Below are 17,973 nucleotides of genomic sequence, written 5' to 3'. Positions count from 1 at the left end.
CTCCTATTCCGATAGCGCCGACGCTAACGGGCCTTTTCCATGGTCATGTGCTTGATGAGGGTCTCCGGGGTGGCCGCATCGATCGGGAATTCTCCCGTGATGCGCCCCTCGGAGAGGGTGTAGATGCGGTCGCAGATGCCGATCAGTTCCGGCAGCTCCGACGAGATCACGATGACGCCCTTGCCCTGTGCAGCGAGGGCGTTGATGATCGCGTAGATCTCGTACTTGGCGCCAACATCGATGCCGCGGGTGGGCTCATCCAGGATCAGCACGTCGGGATTCGAGTAGATCCACTTCGACAGCACGACCTTCTGCTGGTTGCCGCCGGAGAGTTTCCCGGTTTTGGCCAGCACCGTCGGTGCCTTGATGTTCATGCTCGTGCGGTACTCGTTGGCAACCTTGAATTCTTCGTTGTCATCGACCAGTCCGCCCTTGACGAGCTTGCCCAGCGAGGCCATCGAGATGTTGCGCTTGATGTCTTCGATGAGGTTGAGGCCGTAAGTCTTGCGGTCCTCGGTGGCGTAGGCGATGCCGTTGTCGATCGCCTCGGTGACCGTGCGAGTCTTGATCTCCTTGCCGGCCTTGAACACCTTGCCGGTGATGCGGCTGCCGTAGGTGCGGCCGAACAGGCTCATCGCGAACTCGGTGCGTCCGGCTCCCATGAGCCCGGCGATACCCACGATCTCGCCACGCCGCACGTTCAGGTTGACGTTGTCGACCATGACCCTGGTCGGGTCCTGGGGGTGGTGCGCGGTCCAGTCCTCGACCCGCAGGATTTCCTCGCCGATGTTCGGCGTGTGGTCCGGGTAACGGTGCTCGAGATCGCGGCCGACCATGTCCTTGATGATGCGGTCTTCGGTCACGTCGACCTTGTCGATCGTCTCGATGGCCTTGCCATCGCGGATGACCGTGACGGCGTCGGAGACCTTTTTGATCTCGTTGAGCTTGTGACTGATGATGATCGACGTGATGCCCTGACCCTTCAGGTGCAGCATCAGGTTGAGCAGGTGGTCGGAGTCCTCGTCGTTGAGGGCGGCCGTCGGCTCGTCCAAGATGAGCAGCTTCACCCGCTTGGAGAGCGCCTTGGCGATCTCCACGAGCTGCTGCTTGCCGACTCCGATGTCCATGATCTTGGTGGTGGGGTTCTCCCGCAGGCCCACGCGGGCGAGGAGCTTCACGGCCTCGGTGTTGGTCTTGTTCCAGTCGATCAGGCCCAAGGCGCCGCGTTGTTCGTTGTTGAGGAAGATGTTCTCCGCGATGGAGAGGTAGGGACTCAGTGCGAGTTCCTGGTGGATGATGACGATGCCCTTGGCTTCGCTGTCCCTGATGTCCTTGAATTCAACGACTTCGTCTTCGAAGACGATGTCGCCGGTGTAGGTGCCGTGCGGGTAAACGCCGCTGAGCACCTTCATCAGCGTGGACTTGCCCGCGCCGTTCTCACCGCAGATGGCGTGAACTTCGCCGCGAGCGACGTTGAGCGTCACGTCCTGCAGCGCCTTGACGCCGGGGAAGGTCTTGGTAATACCGCGCATCTCGAGGATGTTGGTGGTCACGTGCGTTCCTTTCTTAGGTCGATACCTTGTGCTGACCGGCCGGCGGGGCTGTGAGGCCCCGCCGGCCGGTCACTAACACGTGACTCTTAGCCGTCGATCTCGGCCTGGGTCCAGTAGCCGGTGTCAACCAGCTCTTCGGTGATGTTGTCCTTGATCACGATCGAAGAGTCGAGGAGGTAGGAATCCACAACCTTGACACCGTTGTCGTAATCTTCGGTGTTGTTGATCTCCGGCTCGTCACCGTTGAGCAGGGCGAGGGTCATCGAAACGGCGACCTCGGCCAGCTTGCGGGTGTCCTTGAAGATCGTGCCGTACTGCTCACCGGCGACGATGGCCTTGACCGAGTCGAGCTCAGCGTCCTGACCGGAGATCGCGGGCCATTCCGGGCCCACTGTGTAGCCGGAGCCCTCGAGGGCAGAAATGATGCCTCGGGAGATGCCGTCGTACGGGGAGAGCACGCCGTTGACGACGCTGCCGTCGGAGTACGTCGACGTCAGGATGTTCTCCATGCGGCTCTGTGCTTCTTCACCGTCCCAACGCAGGGTTGCAACCTGCTCGATGTCGGTCTGGCCGCTCTTGACCACGATGGTCTTGGCGTCGATCAGCGGCTGGAGGACATCCATCGCGCCGTCGTAGAAGAAGAACGCGTTGTTGTCGTCCAGCGAACCGGCAAACAACTCGACGTTGAACGGGCCGGCCGGTGCACCCTCGATGGGCGTTCCGTCCAGCTCGACCAGGCCGAGGCCGTTCAGCAACGACCAGGCCTGCTGCTGGCCAACCTTGAAGTTGTCGAACGAGGCGTAGTAGTTGACGTTCTCGGTGTCGCGGATCAGGCGGTCGTAGGCGATGACGGGGATGTCGGCGTCTGCGGCGTCCTGGAGCACGCTGGTGAGGGTGGTGCCGTCGATCGAGGCGACGATCAGGGCCTTGGCGCCCTTGGTGATCATGTTCTCGATCTGCGAGACCTGCATGGGGATGTCGTCTTCTGCGTACTGCAGGTCGACGGTGAAGCCCTCGGCTTCGAGCTGCTCCTTGACGGCGTTACCGTCGTTGATCCAGCGCTCGGAGGACTTGGTGGGCATTGCGACGCCGACGAGGCCGCCGTCGCCGCCGCCAGAGTCTCCGCCGCTGGAGCAGGCTGCCAGGGACATAACCATGGCTCCGGCTGCCAGTGTCGCGAGGAAAGCTTTCTTCTTCACTGTGGTTCCTTTCGTATTTTCAATCGACTTTGATGTCAAATGGGTGAAACAGAGTGGTGCGTGTGTGATTTACAGGCCTTGCGCCAGGCGGTAGTACGCCTGGTTCCATCGGACCTCGCGGGAGAAGTCCCGCAGGGTGGTGGTTTCATCGATCACGAGGAGCTCGGTTTGAGCGATCTCGGCGAAGTCTTGGAACACCTCGATGCCGACGGCTGTCGACATGACGGTGTGGTGGGCGGCGCCGGCGGTGAGCCAGGCGGCGGCGGAGGTGGCGAAGTCGGGTGCGGGCTTCCAGACGGCGCGGCCGACGGGGAGTTTGGGTAGCGCTTGGGTGGGTTCGACGACCTCGACGACGTTCGCGGTGAGGCGGAACCTGTCGCGCATGTCGCTCATCGCGACGACCACGGCGGGGCCGGGGGCGGCGTTGAAGACCAGGCGCACCGGGTCGTCTTTGCCGCCGATGCCCAGCGGGTGGATCTCCAGGGTCGGCTTCTCGGTGGCCAGTGACGGGCTGACCTCGAGCATGTGGGCGCCGAGGATGAGTTCGGCGCCGGGGGTGAGGTCGTAGGTGTAGTCCTCCATCAGGCTCGCCCCGCCGGGCAGGCCCGAACCCATCACGTTGGCCACGCGGACCAGGATCGCGGTCTTCCAGTCGCCTTCGGCGCCGAAGCCGTAGCCCTGGGCCATGAGGCGTTGCACGGCCAGGCCGGGCAGTTGCTTGAGGGCGCCGAGGTCTTCGAAGTTGGTGGTGAACGCGCTGAAACCGCCGGCTTCGAGGAAGGACTTCAACCCGAGTTCGATCGCGGCGCCGTAACGCAGCGACTCGTGCCGGTCACCGCCGCGGCGAAGCTCCGGGGCCACGTCGTAGAGCTCGTCGTATTCGGCCACGAGCGCGTCGATGTCAGCAGCCGTGGCGGCGTGCACGGTCTCGGCGAGTTCGTTGACCGACCAGGTGTTCACCTGCACGCCGAAACGCAGCTCGGCTTCGGTCTTGTCGCCCTCGGTGACGGCGACGTAACGCATGTTGTCGCCGAACCGGGCCAGTTTCATACTGTTCGATGCCGCCCAGCCGGCCGCAGCACGCGTCCAGGTGCCGATCGAGGCGCTGACCACCGGGTTGGACACGTGGCCGACAACGGTCTTCCGCGACACGCCCAGGCGGGTCTGGATGTACCCGAACTCCCGGTCGCCGTGCGCGGCCTGGTTCAGGTTCATGAAATCGAAATCGATCTCGGCCCAGGGCAGTTCCACGTTGGCCTGGGTGTGCAGGTGCAGCAACGGCTTGGTCAACGCGTTGAGGCCGCCGATCCACATCTTCGCCGGCGAGAACGTGTGCATCCACGCGATCAAACCGATGACCTTGTCATCACCGTTGGCATCCAACGCGGCCCGACGGATCGACTCAGCGTCCTTCAAAACCGGCTTCCACACCACCGTGACGGGCACGTCACTGGACGCGTTGAGAGCATCGGCGATCGCCCGGGACTGCTCGGCGACCTGGCGCAGGGTCTCCTCGCCATACAGGTTCTGGCTGCCGGTGAGGAACCAGACCTCGTAGCTGTCCAGGGACGTGTTGAGTGCGGTGGGTGACATTATTTGAGGGCTCCTTGCGGTGCTTGTCCGTAGACATTCTGGTAACGGTTGAAAAGAGAATCGATCGATTCCTGCGGGATCGGAATCAGCGGGCCACCCTGCCGGGCCAAGTGCACCGTACGGGCGACGTCTTCGACCATCACGGCAGCCTTGACCGCATCACGGGCATCCTTACCGATCGTGAACGGCCCATGGTTCTGCATCAACACCGCCCGGGAACGATGCCCAGCCAACGCCTCGACAATGCCCTGACCGATGGTGTCATCACCGATGATCGCGAACCGGCCCACCGGGATCGGACCGCCGAACTCATCAGCCATCGCCGTGATCACACACGGGATCTCCTCACCACGCGCAGCCCACGCCGTCGCGTAAGTGGAATGCGTGTGAACCACCCCGCCGACCTCGGGCATGTTCCGGTACACATACGCATGCGCAGCCGTGTCCGACGACGGCGACCGGTCCGCACCCGGAGTCTCCGGAACGACACTGCCATCCAGATCACAAAGAATCATGTTCTCCGGCGCCAAATCCGCATAATCCACCCCGGACGGCTTGATCACAAACAAGTCCGCGCCCGGCACCCGACCCGACACGTTACCGCCGGTCCACACCACCAAGCCATTGGCCGTCAACTCACCATGCAGCCGAGCGATATCCGCCCGCACACGCGCGATCGCGACCTCGATCTGCGGGCCGAAGGTGCTCATACCGACACCGCGGCAGCTGCAGGGTTGCCGATTCCGGAGGCGTAAGACTCGTCTGCAGCTGCGGCCTGTGCGGCGCGCTGCGCGGTGGACGTGCTCACAGAATCGACTCCCTTGTCTGAGGTGCTACGGGTGAAACTTCAAATGTGAACGGTCACATTGCTGACCTCATGTTAGTCGCATCTGGGAAACATCTGTCAAGTTCGGATTATCACCTTTGGGTAACAGCCTTGATCAGGGGCCCGACCTGGCGCCAGATGGTGCCGGTCAGAACGCCGGCGGGCCCGTGGACGCCCGCACGACGAGCTCGGGGATGATGGCGCCGCGGCGCTCTGGGGAGACGGCGCTGATGTCGTCGAGCAGCAGCGCCATGCAGCGTCGACCGAGTTCGGGGAAGTCTTGCCGCACCGTCGTGAGCGGCGGCCAGAAATGTGCCGCTTCCGGAATATCATCGAAGCCGACCACGCTGACATCGCCCGGGATGCTCAGTCCGGCATCCCTGATGGCATGCATCACGCCGAGCGCCATCTGGTCGTTCGACGAGAAGATGGCGGTGAAATCGCGCACCCGCAACAGCTCGCGGCCGGCGTAGTAGCCGAAGTCGGCGGTCCAGTCGCCCAGGATGGGCGCCGTGGTCGGCACATCCATCGCCCCCATCTCGTCGAGGAAGCCGCGCATGCGGGCCTCGGCCTCGATCCAGTCCTGCGGACCAGCCAGATGGTAGATATTGCGATGACCCAGGTCGATGAGGTGCCGGGTCGCGGCCCGGGCACCGGAGATCTGGTCGAAAGACAGGCCGTGTTCATTCAGCTTCCCGGTGGACTGCAAGGTCACGTATGGCACGGCGATGGAGAGCTGTTCGAGGACGTCGAAGACCCGCATCTGCGGGGCGATGACGACGATTCCCTCCACGGACTGCAGCATCAGGTGGTCAAGGGCGGCCTCGATGGTGTCCGGGTCGACGGAGGTGAGATTGGCGGTATTGACGTAGTAGCCGGCTTCGCGGGCGGCATCCTGAATGGCGGCGATGCTGCTGGCCGGTCCGTATTGCGAACTCGACGCCGCGAGTACCCCGATGGTGCGCGACGTGCCGCGGGACAGGGCACGGGCCGCCCGGTTGGGGCGGTACTGCAGGTCCTCCATGACCTGCTGCACGCGGGCCTTGGTCGAATCACGGATGCTCGGGTGGTTGTTGAGCACTCTGGAGACCGTCTGGTGCGACACGCCGGCAAGGCGCGCGACATCCCGGATGCTGGGTGCGCGACTCTTGGGCAGATCAGCTGGCACGGGAGGAGGCCTCGTTCGAATGTGCACGGTCACAATTGTGGACGCACCCCAATTATGCACGCGACGCGCCATGACGAAGTGCACTATGTGACGGTCACATGCCCCAGCAATGGAGCCATGTGACAGTCACAAGGGCACCTTGTCGCGGAAGCGCACTCGACTCAGGCGCTCTCGCGCACCACCAGATCGGTGGGCAGCACGATGGCGGCGGGCCGTTCACCATCGATGACTCGCAGCAGCAAACGCACCATTTCCTCGCTGATCCTCTCGAACGGCTGGTGCATCGTGGTCAGACCCGGAATGGTCATGGTCGCCACTGGGGCGTCGTCGAAGCCGCCGACGGCGACGTCGTCAGGTACCCGGCGGCCGGACGCCAGCAACACGTCGATGGCGCCGGCCGCCATCATGTCATTCGCCGCGAAGACGGCGTCGAGGTCGGGCTGGCTCTCCAGGAGCTCGGTCATCGCCAGCGCCCCACTGACCCGGCTGTAGTCGCCGCGGGCCACGAAACTCGGGTCGAAGGCCGCCCCGAGTTCGTCGGCATATGCCTCGAACCGACGCATGCCTCCAGAGGTATCTTCCGGTCCGGCGATGGTCGCGATACGGGAACGGCCGAGCCCGTGCAGATAGCGGACCATTTCCCTGGCCCCCTCGTAGTCGTCCGCGGCGACGTAACCCATCTTCCTCTCAAAGCCCAGCGGCACGCCGCAGGCGATGGCCGGCACGTTCGCGGCGATGATCTCGGAGATCAGGCCGCGCCGGCCGCTGTGCGAGGACACGAGCAGCACCCCGTCGACGTGACCGGCGGTGATGAACTCGGTCGCCCGGCGCTGTTCGTCCTCGTTACCGGCCATGATCAGCACGAGCGAGATGTCGTGTTCGGACAGCGCCTTCGACGCCCCGCGCATCAGCACCGCGAAGTTCGGGTCTTCGAAGAGGCGGTCGTGTGATTCGGTGAGCAGGAACGCCACCGAATTCGCCCGGCTGGTGGCGAGGCTGCGGGCGTGCGGGTTGACCCGGTAACCGGTCTTCTTGATCGCGCTGTTGACCGAGGCCAGCGAATCCGGACTCACCCAGTGGCCGCCGTTGAGCACCCTGGACACCGTGCCCCTGGACACGCCGGCAGCGGCGGCCACATCATCGATGGTCGGCCGGCGCTTGGCGGGTGGCGGGGTCACGAGTGAAGCCTAGCGACCGTCAGGCCTTGACCGCACCGGCCGCGAGGTCAACCTTCCAGTAGCGCTGCAGAACGAGGAACAGGATGATCAGGGGGATGATCGACAGCAGCGCGCCGGTGATCACGAGGGTGTACATCGACGGTGCGGATGCGCCCTGGTTGAGCAGGCCGCTCAGGCCGACGGTCACCGGGAACAGTTTGTCGTCGCCGAGCATGATGTAGGGCAGCATGAAGTTGTTCCAGACCGCCACGAACTGGAACAGGAAGATCGTCACCAGGCCCGGGCCCATCATCGGCAGGGCGATGCGGTTGAAGATGTACAGCTCGCCGGCGCCCTCGGTGCGGGAGGCCTCGATGACCTCGGTGGGTACGGAGGCGGCGGCGTAGATGCGAGCCAGGTAGATGCCGTACGGGCTGATGATCTGGGGCAGCAGCACCGACCACATGGTGTTGGTCAGGCCCACCTCGGCCAGCAGGAAGTACTGCGGGATGGCCAGGATGACGCCGGGAACCAGCACGCCCATCAGAAGGATCGAGAAGACGACCTTCTTGCCGGGGAATTCGAACTTGGCCAGCACATAGCCGGAGATCGCCGAGATCCAGGTGGAGGCCAGGGCGCCGACGCCCGCGTAGATCGCGGTGTTGAGCACCCAGCGCCAGAACAGGCCGTCGCGGTACTGGCTGAGCTGCACGATGTTGTCCCACAGGTGGGTGCTCGGCATCAGCGTGAAGGTGGAGAACAGTTCGGAGCTGTCCTTGCTCGACGCCATCAGGACCCAGAAGACCGGGAACAGGCAGTAGATCGCACCGATGATGAGGATGCCGGTGGACACCGGGCTGGCCTTCTGCCGGAAGGTGCGGGCCGAGGCCCGCTCGGCCTTGCGCTGGGCGCGGTCGGGCCGGGTGGGCGTGAGTGTGGTTGTCATGGGTCAGTCCTCCTGGCCGAAGGCGCGTTTCTGCACGACGCGCAGGAACAGGAATGAGAAGGCGAAGGTCACCAGGGCGATGACTATCGAGGTGGCGGCGGCGGAGTAGATGTCGTCGCGGGTGAACGCATCCCGGTAGACCAGCATCAGCGGCGACCAACTGGTGGACAGCGAGTTGGTGAGCGGGCGGAGCGTGGTGGGCTCGGCGAACACCTGCAGGGTGGCGACCATCGAGAACAGCGCGGTCATCACGATCGCCGGGGCGATGATGGGGACCTTGATTCGCAGCGCGATCTGGATCTCGCTGGCTCCGTCCAGTTTGGCGGCTTCGTAGATGTCGGACGGTACCGACTTGAGGGAGGTATACATCACGATCATGTTGAATCCCACGCCGCCCCAGAGGGCGATGTTGGCGATCGCGAAGGTGACCCCGCCGGAGGAGAGCAGCGAGGGCACGTCCCAGCCGAGCTTGTCGAAGACGAAGTAGAACGGGCTCACGGCGGGGAGGTAGAGGAAGCCCCAGAGCAGGGAGCTGATCACGGCCGGAACGGCGTACGGCAGGAAGATGGCGGTGCGGGAGAAGCCGGCGGCGCGGGTGCGGCGGGAATCCAGCAGCAGGGCGAAGAGCAGCGCGAGGCCCAGCATCAGTGGGATCAGGATGAAGCCGTAGACCAGCACTCGTCCGACGCTGGCGCCGAATTCGGTGTTCGTGAGGGTCGTGACGTAGTTGTCGATGCCGGCGAAGACCGTGCTGCGAGCGCCGGAGCCGAGACCGAGGCCGGACACCTTGGTCTTCTGGAAGCTCAGGAAGAGCGTGTAGACGATGGGCGCGGCCATGAAGGCCACGAACAGGATGATGCCGGGGGCCAGCATGGCGTAGGGCACGAGCACCCTCGAACGAAAGGTGCCGCGTCCCCGGCGAACCGTCGGGGTGCTGCTCCGGGTGGCCACGGGGGCCTCTGTCACTGTCACGGGTTGTCCTCAATCGACACGATCTGGGGTGGTGATGGATGGTGGAGGGAGTCCGCCGGCCGGTGGGCCGGCGGACTCTCCGGGGCGAGACGCGACGGTACCCGACCGCGTCTATTCGACCGCGTCTATTCGACCGTGAAGCCGCTCTTCTTCATGTCGTCGGTGGTGATCTTCTGCATGGCAGTGACGGCATCGAGGAAGGCGCTCTGGGTTTTGGCGTCGGCCGCCTTCGCGAACTCGTCGTTGTAGGCGCTGTAGGCCACGTTCACGTTCGGTCCGTAGGTGAACGGGCTCACGGTGTCGGCCACCTCCGCGGCGACCTCGTAGAAGTCCGGCTGGTTGCTGAAGAACTCCGGCGGGGAGGTCAGCGCGGCCTTGGCCTGTTCGGCGTCGGCGGGGTAGATCCCGGCCGTGGTGACCAGGGCCTGGACGGCTTCGGCGTCGGTGTTCAGCCAGGTGGCGAACTTGGCGGCCTCCTCCGGGTGGTCGGACTGCGTGGTGACGGCCGTTGACGATCCGCCCCAGTTGCCCGTCGCGGGCGCGTCGACATCCCACTGCGGCATCGGCGCGGCCTTCCAGAGGCCGGCGGTGTCTGCAGCGTTGCCGCCGAGCACGCCGGGTGCCCAGACGGCGCTCAGCCAGCCCACCTGTTCGCCGTTGTTCAGGCCGGCGTTCCACTCGGGCGTGTACATGGGCTTGTTGTCGATGACGCCCTCTTCTACGAGGCCGCCCCAGTAACCGGCAACGGTCTCGGTGGGGGTTTCGGCGATGTCGACGCTCCAGGCCTCACCGTCGATGCCCCACCAGGAGGCACCGGCCTGCTGGGCCATGCCCGTGAACCAGCCGGCGTCATTGGACGAGAAGGTGCCCAGGTACTTGGCCGGGTCAGCAGCGTGCACGGCGCGGGCGACGGCGGCGTATTCGTCCCAGGTGGTGGGCACGGCCAGGCCGAGCTGCTCGAGGATGTCGGCCCGGTAGAAGAACATCATCGGTCCGCTGTCCTGGGGGATCGCGTAAATCGCGTCGGATCCGAGCGTGACGGAGTCCCAGACGCCGTCGGCAAAGGCATCCTGGACGTCGCCGGCGCCGTATTCGGACAGGTCGGCGAGAGCGTCGGAGGAGACCAGGGTGGGGATCTTCTGGTACTCGGCCTGGATCAGGTCGGGTGCACCGCTGCCGGCCTTGATGGCCGTGAGCAGTTTGGTGATGGCGGGGTCGCCGCCGTCCTGCTTCTGCACGGTGACCTGGATGTCGGGGTTCTCCGCGTTCCAGATGTCAACGACCTCTTCGAGGTTCGGGGCCCAGGCCCAGTAGTTCAGTTCGACCGGGACGTCGTCACCCCCGCCCGTGTTTGCCGAACAACCTGACATGAGCAGTGCGGCGGCCGTGGCCATGGCCACTGCCCCTACCCGAATTGACGTGCGCATTCGTCCTCCTTGATGAAAGCTGGGTGCTGTGTGGTGGCGCCCAGCTGTCGTATCGAGAAAACTCGGGCTCGACTGGGAGCGGTACTAGTAATTCACACATTTCTAGCCGTGTCAACATGCGGTCTTGATCTGGATTATGCCAATCGGCTGTGCTAGAACTGGGAGCGCACACAGTTGAAGGAGCCTTAGACCAATGTCGATCCACACCCCATTCCCCGCCAGAGCGCCCGCGACAGACCGGTGGTTGAAGGGCACGACCGGGCTTCGTTACGGTGGCGACTACAACCCGGAGCAGTGGCCCCGCGAGACCTGGCTGGAAGACATCAAGCTGATGAAGCAGGCCGGGATCAACCTGGTCAGCATCGCGATCTTCGCCTGGGGCATCCTGGAGCCACGCGAGGGCGAATACGACTTCAGCAAGCTCGACGACATCTTCGGCCTGCTGCACGAGGCCGGCATCGACATCGACCTCGCCACGCCCACCGCGGCCCCGCCGGCCTGGTTCTGGAAGAAATACCCGGACTCCCGGCCGGTCACCCGGGACGGCATCACCCTGGGCAACGGTTCCCGCGGCATGGTCAGCCCGTCGAGCCCCGACTACCGCCGGGCCGCCGCGGCCATCACCGAGCAGCTCGCCCGCCGGTATGCGAACCACCCCGCCCTTGTGCTCTGGCACGTGCACAACGAGTACGGTGCGCCCATCAGCGACTCCTACGACGACCACTCCGTCGCCGCCTTCAGGGTCTGGCTGCAGAAGCGTTACGGCACCCTTGACACCCTCAATGAGAAGTGGGGCACCACCTTCTGGGGACAGGTGTACGGCGAGTGGGACGAGATCGACGCGCCCCGCCAGTCGGCCTCGGTGAGCAACCAGGCGCAGCGCCTGGACTTCCACCGGTTCACCTCCGACGCGTTGCTCGAGTGCTACATCAACGAGCGCGATGTCATCCGCCGGTTCACCCCGGACATCCCCGTGACCACCAACTTCATGGCCACCAATTGCCTCTCCCCCGACTACTGGAAGTGGGCCAGGGAGGTGGACATCGTCGCCAACGACCACTACCTGGTGGCCGAACGCGCCGACAACCATGTGTTGCTGGCCATGGATGCCGACCTGTCCCGGTCGCTGGCCGGCGGCGCCCCGTGGATCCTGATGGAGCACTCCACCGGCGCCGTCAACTGGCAGCCCCGCAACATCGCCAAGCGTGCCGGCGAGATGGCCCGCAACTCACTCTCCCACCTGGCCCGCGGCGCCGACGGCATCCTGTTCTTCCAGTTCCGGGCCTCCAGGTTCGGCGTTGAGAAGTTCCACTCCGCGATGCTGCCGCACGCCGGAGCCGAGACCCGGGTCTGGCGCGAGGTCGTCGCCCTGGGCGAAACCCTCGGGTCCCTCGAGGCCGTGCGCGGCTCCCGCGTGCAGGCTCGCGTCGCGCTGCTCTGGGACACCGAGTCGTTCTGGGCACAGGACTTCGAATGGCGCCCGAGCGCCGAACTGGGCCACCGCGAACGCCTCGAGGCCTTCTACACGGCGCTGTGGAACCGCAACGTGTCGGTGGACTTCGCGCATCCGCGCGACGACCTCACCGGCTACGACCTCGTTATCGCGCCCAGCCTCTACCTCGCCGGTCCGGCGGCCTCGGAGAACCTCACCGGCTACGTGCGGGACGGCGGCCACCTGGTCGTCTCCTACTTCTCCGGCATCGTCGACGAGAACGACACCGTCTACCCGGGAGCCGCGCCCGGCGCGCTCCGGGAGGTGCTCGGCCTGACCATCCCGGAGTTCCTGCCCCTGCACGAGAACGAGACCGTCACCCTCAGCGATTCCCGCACCGGAACCGCCTGGACCGACGACATCGAGGTCTCCACCGCTGAGGTGCTGGCCCGGTACGTGGACGGCCCGGCCGCCGGCGGACCGGCCCTCACCCGCAACGCGTTCGGTGCGGGGTCGGCCTGGTACATCTCGACCAAGCTCACCGGAACCGACCTGGACTCCCTGCTGCTGGACGTCCTCAACACCGCCGGCATCGAGGCGGCCCGCGGCATCGACGGCGTCGAGACCATCATCCGGTCCACCGACACCGACGAGTTCCTGTTCGTGATCAACCACACGGATGCCGACCAGTCCTGGCCGGCCTCCGGCACCGAGTTACTCACCCAGGCCACGGTCGACGGCACCGTCCTGGTACCGGCCGGACTCACCCGCGTGGTGCACAGCGTCCGATAGCGGCTAACTGTTCCCCGTGCGGACAACTGTTCCCGGCGCACCGGGGGTGGATTCAACTGGTCGATGCAACACCGCTGTTTTCTTGGTCTGAGAGTAGCTGATGCAGGGCTTCTCGCGGGGTGGCTGCGTCGAGCCGTTTTCGTGGTCGGTCGTTGAGCTTGTCGGTGACGAATTCGAGGTATTCGGGGTGGTAGCCGGAGAGGTCGGTGCCCTTGGGGAAGTACTGCCGTAACAGCCCGTTGGTGTTCTCGTTCGAGCCGCGCTGCCAGGGCGAGTGCGGGTCGCAGAAGTAGATGTCGATGCCGGTGGCGATGGTGATGTCTCGGTGCTTGGCCATCTCGATGCCTTGGTCCCAGGTCACTGTTTTGCGCAGTTCTGCGGGCATCTTCTCGATCGCGATGATCATCTGGTCGCGAACCTCGATCGCGCCGTGTTTCTCGGGGAGGTGCAGCAGCATCAAATATCCGGTTGCGCGCTCAACCAGGGTGCCGATCGCTGAGGCGTTTCCGGCGCCGGTGATGAGGTCGCCTTCCCAGTGGCCGGGAACGGCGCGGTCTTCGACCTCCGCGGGCCGGTCGGTGATCATGACCATGTCGCGGATGCGCGATCCGGGTTGTTGCCGACCCTGAGATTTGCGCAACGTCCGCCCGGTCCGCAGCGCCGTAACCAGGTCGCGGCGCAGCTGGCCGCGCCCTTCAACATAGAGGGCCTGATAGATCGTCTCGTGAGACACCCGCATCTCCATGTCGTCGGGGAAGTCTCGCCGCAGCCGCAGACTGATTTGCTCCGGGCTGTGTTCGGCGCTCAACCCAGTTTGCACGTATTCCAGCAACCGGTCGTTATTGGCCAGCTTCCCGCCGCGGGGCCGGCGCGCTCGATACCGGGACTGTTGCTCAGCGAACGACGGACGATACCCGCGCCTCGTCATCCCGCCGCGCAGTTCGCGGCTGATCGTGGACGGCGCCCGCCCAAGCCGGGCCGCGATCGAGCGCATGCTTTCGCCTTGAGAACGGCCAAACCAGATCTCCTCCCGATCGAGGAACGTCAAACGGCTCGACGGGTCAACGCGCGGGGGAACCATCCCGCCAGCCTGACTTACCCAGTTCGCAGCCGTCGACCGATTCACCCCCGCGCCGGCAGCCGCATCCGTGACCGTGCCGCCGACCCTGAGCTCCTCCCAGAACCGACGACGAACCTCACGCGGAAACCCAACACGACCACCCATAACCAACACCTCAATCAATCAGGTGTTGCAACGACCCCCTGAACCCAAGGGGCGCACGTGTCCGCACGGGGAACAGTTGCAGGGTCAGGGCAGCCGGGCGAACGCCCGCACCGGGAAGGTGCCGAAGTCCCGCACCCGCGGTGGCACGGCGGTGAATCGGGCTCCCCGGTCGGGGAGCCCGCCGAGCCCGGTGAGGTGCTCGACCACGGGGATCCCCGCGGCCAGCAGAAGTGAGTGCGCCGGCCGCTCCCCGCCGGACTCGGTGTCGTCGATGTTGAGGGAATCGATTCCCACCAGGGTCGCGCCGGCGGCCACCAACGCCCTGGCGCCGTCCCCGGTGAGGAACGGCGCACTGCTCGCGTAAGCTGCCGTGCCAAAGTGGCGGTCCCACCCCGTGTGCAGCAGAACGGCGGTTCCACCGAGGTTCAGGCCGTCGAAGGCAGCCGCCGGGATCCCTCGCTCCGACGCCTGCTCGCAGCGGAACACGTGTGCGGGCAGGTCGGCGAGAGCCTCGAGCGGCAGCCCGGCCAGGTCGACCCCGCCCTCGTACCGGTGGAACGGGCTGTCGAGGTACGTTCCGGTGTTGCCGATCATCGTGATGGTGTCCATGGCGAACTCGGTGCCCTCCGCGTAACGGCTGCGCGAATCCGCCCTGATGAGGTGCGGTGTGATCACCGGCGCCGGCAGTCCGGGGTAGGTCACCAGCCCCGCGCTGATCTCGTGGCTGAGGTCGACGAAGCTGGAGGCGGAAGCCGGCATAGGAGTTCTCTCTGATCGGTCACGGGGAGGGGAAAAAGACCTGGTTGGGAGTAAAACCGCTCCCTTGGGTCCAGTGTGCCCGATCCGCGCGGCCCCGCCAATGGCAGAACTGACATGGTTCATCGACTTCCCGCCACCCCGGAGTGACCGCGTGCTGCCACAGCACCACCCGGCGCCGGCCTCAGGCGCTGGGCAGGGCCTGAGCGAGGTCGGCCAGCAGGTCGTCGATGTCTTCGATGCCCACCGACAGGCGCACGATGTTGGTGGCCACTTCGAGCTCGGTTCCGCGCACCGAGGCGTGGGTCATCTCGGACGGGTAGTTCACCAGCGATTCGACGCCGCCGAGCGATTCGGCCAGCTGGAACAGGTGCATCGACTCGGCGAACCGCCGGGCCGCGGTTTCGCCGCCGCGGAACGCCAGGGAGAGCATGCCGCCGAAGGCACTCATCTGTGCCTTGGCCAGCTCGTGGCCGGGGTGGCTTTCCAGGCCCGGGTAGTAGACCTTCTCGATGGCGGGGTGGGTCTGGAGGTACCGGGCGATGGTGAGTGCGTTGCTGCTGTGCCGGTCCATCCGCACCGCGAGGGTCTTGATGCCGCGCACGGTGAGCCAGGCGTCCAGCGGCGCGGACACCGGGCCGGCCGCGAACTGGATGAACTTGACCTTCTCGGCGAGCTCGTCATCGTTGATGACCAGGCCGCCGCCGATGACGTCGGAGTGTCCGCCGAGGTACTTGGTGGTGGAGTGCACGACGACGTCGGCGCCGAGGGCGAGGGGCTGCTGCAGGGCGGGGGACGCGAAGGTGTTGTCCACGACCACGAGCACGCCGTGGCGGTGGCCGATCTCGACGAGGCCGGCGATGTCGCTGATCTTCATCAGCGGGTTGCTCGGCGTCTCCACCCAGAGGATCTTCGTTTCGCCGGGGAGGATCGCGGCCTCGACAGCGGTCAGGTCGCTCATCTCCACCGTCGTGTTGCGCACACCCCAGGCGCCGTGCACCCGGTTGATCAGCCGGTGCGTGCCGCCGTAGACGTCGTTGCCGAGCACCACGTGATCACCCGGAACGAGGACCGCGCGCAGCAGGCTGTCCTCGGCGGCGAGGCCGCTGGCGAACGACAGCCCGTGCCGGCCGCCTTCGAGTGCGGCGAGCATGGTTTCCAGTGACGTGCGGGTGGGGTTGCCGCCGCGGCTGTACTCGTAGCCGCCGCGCAGTCCCCCGATGCCGTCCTGCACGTAGGTGGAGGTCTGGTAGATCGGCGGGATGACGGCGCCGGTGGTCGGGTCGAATTCCTGACCGGCGTGGATGGCGATGGTGTTGAACTTCTGGTTCTCGGACTGGCTCATGGTGTTATCGCTTTCAGACGCTGAGGTAGGTGAGGAGGTCGTGCCGGGTGATCACGCCGAGCGGCTTGCCGCCGTCGGTGACGAGCAGCGCATCGTGTTCGGCGAACGCGGCGCGCGCCGAACCGACGGGCTCGTTCACGCCGATCAGTGGCAGGGCGTCGCCCACGATCGAGCCGACCTTGTCGGTGAGCTGGGCTTCGCCGGAGAACACCCGGCCCATCAGGCTGCGCTCGTCGAGCGCACCGACAACCTCGCCCATCACGACGGGCGGCTTGGCCGTCAGTACGAGCAGCTGTGACACGCTCGCCGAGGTCATGGTCTCGATGGCGTCGCGCACGGTGTCGTTCGGGTGCACATAGACGAACGCCGGAAGGGTGCCGGTCTTGGAGTGCAGCAGGTCGGCGACGGTGTGACCGGCGGGCGCATTCGAGAAGCCGTAACTCCGCATCCAGCCGTCGTTGAAGATCTTGCCCAGGTAGCCGCGGCCGCCGTCCGGCAGCAGCACGACCACGACGGCGTCGGCGGGCAGGTCCTTCGCGGCCCGCAGTGCCGCGACGACCGCCATGCCACTGGAGCCGCCGACCAGGATGCCCTCTTCGAGGGCGAGACGGCGGGTCATGGCGAAGGAGTCGGCGTCGGAGACCGCGATGATCTCGTGCGGAACGGCCGGGTCGTACGCGCCAGGCCAGAAGTCCTCGCCGACGCCCTCGACGAGGTAGGGCCGACCGGTGCCGCCGGAGTAGACCGACCCCTCGGGGTCGGCGCCGATGATGCGCACGGCTTCGTTCGACACCTCCCGCAGGTAGCGGCCGGTTCCGGTGATGGTGCCGCCGGTGCCGACGCCGGCGACGAAGTGGGTGACCGTTCCGTCGGTGTCGCGCCAGATCTCCGGGCCGGTGGACTCGTAGTGGCTGAGCGGGCCGTTCGGGTTGGCGTATTGGTTGGGCTTGAAGGCGCCGGGGATCTCGCGGGCGAGGCGGTCCGACACGCTGTAGTACGACTCGGGGTCGTCGGGGGCGACGGATGTCGGTGTCACGACGATCTCGGCGCCGTAGGCGGTGAGAACGTTGCGCTTGTCCTCGCCCACCTTGTCCGGCAGCACGAATACGCACTTGTAGCCGCGTTGCTGGGCCACCAGGGCCAGGCCGACGCCGGTGTTACCGGAGGTCGGCTCGACGATGGTGCCGCCCGGCAGCAGTTGCCCGTCACGCTCGGCGGCGTCGATGATGCGGGTCGCGATGCGGTCCTTCGCGGACCCGCCGGGGTTGAGATATTCGAGCTTGACCAGCACGGTGGCGGACACGCCCTCCGTGACCTTGTGCAGCTTGACCAGCGGCGTGTTGCCGATGAGGTCGAGAATGGTGTCGGCGATTTTCATGATGGGATCCTTACGTCGATCGACGTGTCGCGGGACGATGCAGGCGTGGCCGCTGGCCTGGGTGGGCGGTCCTGGTACCGAGAGTGTGAGTGTGCGGGTCGGCTAGCGAAAGCAGCAACAGGGACACGACGTCAGGGTGATCACTCCTTCACTCTAGTCGCCGCCCGGGAGGCGCGGCCAGCCTGTGAAGCATCTGTGAGATCA

The 17,973-nt window shown here is 65.7% G+C and carries 14 protein-coding genes; 1 reads left to right on the top strand and 13 read right to left on the bottom strand.

Features of this window, described 5'->3' with window-relative positions; all coding sequences use genetic code 11:
- Positions 1–23 precede the first annotated feature (23 nt).
- The 9 genes from mmsA to B7495_RS01670 form a co-directional block, all read right to left on the bottom strand.
- Positions 24–1,553 carry a multiple monosaccharide ABC transporter ATP-binding protein gene (mmsA, locus tag B7495_RS01710; protein WP_088455059.1) on the bottom strand — a complete coding sequence of 510 codons (1,530 nt, stop codon included), beginning with the start codon at positions 1,551–1,553 and terminating at the stop codon, positions 24–26.
- Between the two features lie 86 nt (positions 1,554–1,639).
- Positions 1,640–2,752, bottom strand: coding sequence for a multiple monosaccharide ABC transporter substrate-binding protein (chvE, locus tag B7495_RS01705; protein ID WP_304984977.1), 1,113 nt, complete (start codon positions 2,750–2,752; stop codon positions 1,640–1,642).
- Positions 2,753–2,821: 69 nt separating this feature from the next.
- Entirely contained in the window at positions 2,822–4,345 is a 1,524-nt protein-coding gene (gene araA, locus B7495_RS01700) for an L-arabinose isomerase (RefSeq protein WP_088455058.1), read from the bottom strand.
- Complete coding sequence (locus B7495_RS01695) at positions 4,345–5,055, bottom strand: L-ribulose-5-phosphate 4-epimerase (RefSeq protein ID WP_088455057.1); 711 nt, start codon at positions 5,053–5,055, stop codon at positions 4,345–4,347. The genes araA and B7495_RS01695 overlap by 1 nt, the downstream gene beginning before the upstream one ends.
- 264 nt (positions 5,056–5,319) lie before the next feature.
- Positions 5,320–6,339: a LacI family DNA-binding transcriptional regulator gene (locus tag B7495_RS01690; protein WP_240632345.1), complete on the bottom strand. Its 1,020-nt coding sequence runs from the start codon at positions 6,337–6,339 to the stop codon at positions 5,320–5,322.
- 161 nt (positions 6,340–6,500) lie between these two features.
- Positions 6,501–7,517, bottom strand: a complete 1,017-nt coding sequence (locus B7495_RS01685) for a LacI family DNA-binding transcriptional regulator (protein WP_088455056.1) — start codon at positions 7,515–7,517, stop codon at positions 6,501–6,503.
- Between the two features lie 19 nt (positions 7,518–7,536).
- Positions 7,537–8,442 (bottom strand): carbohydrate ABC transporter permease, encoded by a 906-nt coding sequence (locus B7495_RS01680; RefSeq protein ID WP_088455055.1) that lies wholly within the window; start codon positions 8,440–8,442, stop codon positions 7,537–7,539.
- A 3-nt stretch (positions 8,443–8,445) separates the two neighbouring features.
- Positions 8,446–9,315 carry a carbohydrate ABC transporter permease gene (locus B7495_RS01675; protein ID WP_088457822.1) on the bottom strand — a complete coding sequence of 290 codons (870 nt, stop codon included), beginning with the start codon at positions 9,313–9,315 and terminating at the stop codon, positions 8,446–8,448.
- Between the two features lie 224 nt (positions 9,316–9,539).
- Positions 9,540–10,841 carry an ABC transporter substrate-binding protein gene (locus tag B7495_RS01670; protein WP_088455054.1) on the bottom strand — a complete coding sequence of 434 codons (1,302 nt, stop codon included), beginning with the start codon at positions 10,839–10,841 and terminating at the stop codon, positions 9,540–9,542.
- Between the two features lie 193 nt (positions 10,842–11,034).
- Between B7495_RS01670 and B7495_RS01665 the strand changes: the two genes are divergently transcribed.
- Positions 11,035–13,065, top strand: a complete 2,031-nt coding sequence (locus tag B7495_RS01665) for a beta-galactosidase (protein ID WP_088455053.1) — start codon at positions 11,035–11,037, stop codon at positions 13,063–13,065.
- A gap of 52 nt (positions 13,066–13,117) precedes the next feature.
- Here B7495_RS01665 and B7495_RS01660 read toward each other — a convergent pair whose 3' ends face one another.
- From B7495_RS01660 to B7495_RS01645, 4 genes are all read right to left on the bottom strand, one after another.
- Positions 13,118–14,290 carry an IS30 family transposase gene (locus B7495_RS01660; protein ID WP_088454824.1) on the bottom strand — a complete coding sequence of 391 codons (1,173 nt, stop codon included), beginning with the start codon at positions 14,288–14,290 and terminating at the stop codon, positions 13,118–13,120.
- A gap of 84 nt (positions 14,291–14,374) precedes the next feature.
- On the bottom strand, positions 14,375–15,049 hold the full coding sequence (locus tag B7495_RS01655; protein WP_240632344.1) for a cyclase family protein: 675 nt from the start codon (positions 15,047–15,049) through the stop codon (positions 14,375–14,377).
- Between the two features lie 181 nt (positions 15,050–15,230).
- The gene (locus B7495_RS01650) at positions 15,231–16,391 is read right to left on the bottom strand and encodes a cystathionine gamma-synthase (protein WP_088455051.1); all 1,161 of its coding nucleotides are present in this window, start codon (positions 16,389–16,391) and stop codon (positions 15,231–15,233) included.
- 13 nt (positions 16,392–16,404) lie between these two features.
- Positions 16,405–17,769: a cystathionine beta-synthase gene (locus B7495_RS01645; protein ID WP_088455050.1), complete on the bottom strand. Its 1,365-nt coding sequence runs from the start codon at positions 17,767–17,769 to the stop codon at positions 16,405–16,407.
- Positions 17,770–17,973: the final 204 nt, after the last annotated feature.

It is taken from the genome of Cryobacterium sp. LW097, from assembly GCF_002205495.2.
In the GTDB taxonomy this organism is placed as follows: Bacteria; Actinomycetota; Actinomycetes; order Actinomycetales; family Microbacteriaceae; genus Cryobacterium; species Cryobacterium zongtaii.
The sequence above is the reverse complement of the archived record's forward strand: the minus strand, read 5'-3'. Positions and strand labels throughout refer to the sequence as shown.

Coding starts and splice junctions, on each gene's coding strand:
- araA (WP_088455058.1), bottom strand. CDS start 4,345: ATGTCACCCACCGCACTCAACACGTCCCTGGACAGCTACGAGGTCTGG.
- B7495_RS01695 (WP_088455057.1), bottom strand. CDS start 5,055: ATGAGCACCTTCGGCCCGCAGATCGAGGTCGCGATCGCGCGTGTGCGG.
- B7495_RS01680 (WP_088455055.1), bottom strand. CDS start 8,442: ATGACAACCACACTCACGCCCACCCGGCCCGACCGCGCCCAGCGCAAG.
- B7495_RS01675 (WP_088457822.1), bottom strand. CDS start 9,315: ATGCTGGCCCCCGGCATCATCCTGTTCGTGGCCTTCATGGCCGCGCCC.
- B7495_RS01670 (WP_088455054.1), bottom strand. CDS start 10,841: ATGCGCACGTCAATTCGGGTAGGGGCAGTGGCCATGGCCACGGCCGCC.
- B7495_RS01665 (WP_088455053.1), top strand. CDS start 11,035: ATGTCGATCCACACCCCATTCCCCGCCAGAGCGCCCGCGACAGACCGG.
- B7495_RS01660 (WP_088454824.1), bottom strand. CDS start 14,290: ATGGGTGGTCGTGTTGGGTTTCCGCGTGAGGTTCGTCGTCGGTTCTGG.
- B7495_RS01655 (WP_240632344.1), bottom strand. CDS start 15,049: ATGCCGGCTTCCGCCTCCAGCTTCGTCGACCTCAGCCACGAGATCAGC.
- B7495_RS01650 (WP_088455051.1), bottom strand. CDS start 16,391: ATGAGCCAGTCCGAGAACCAGAAGTTCAACACCATCGCCATCCACGCC.
- B7495_RS01645 (WP_088455050.1), bottom strand. CDS start 17,769: ATGAAAATCGCCGACACCATTCTCGACCTCATCGGCAACACGCCGCTG.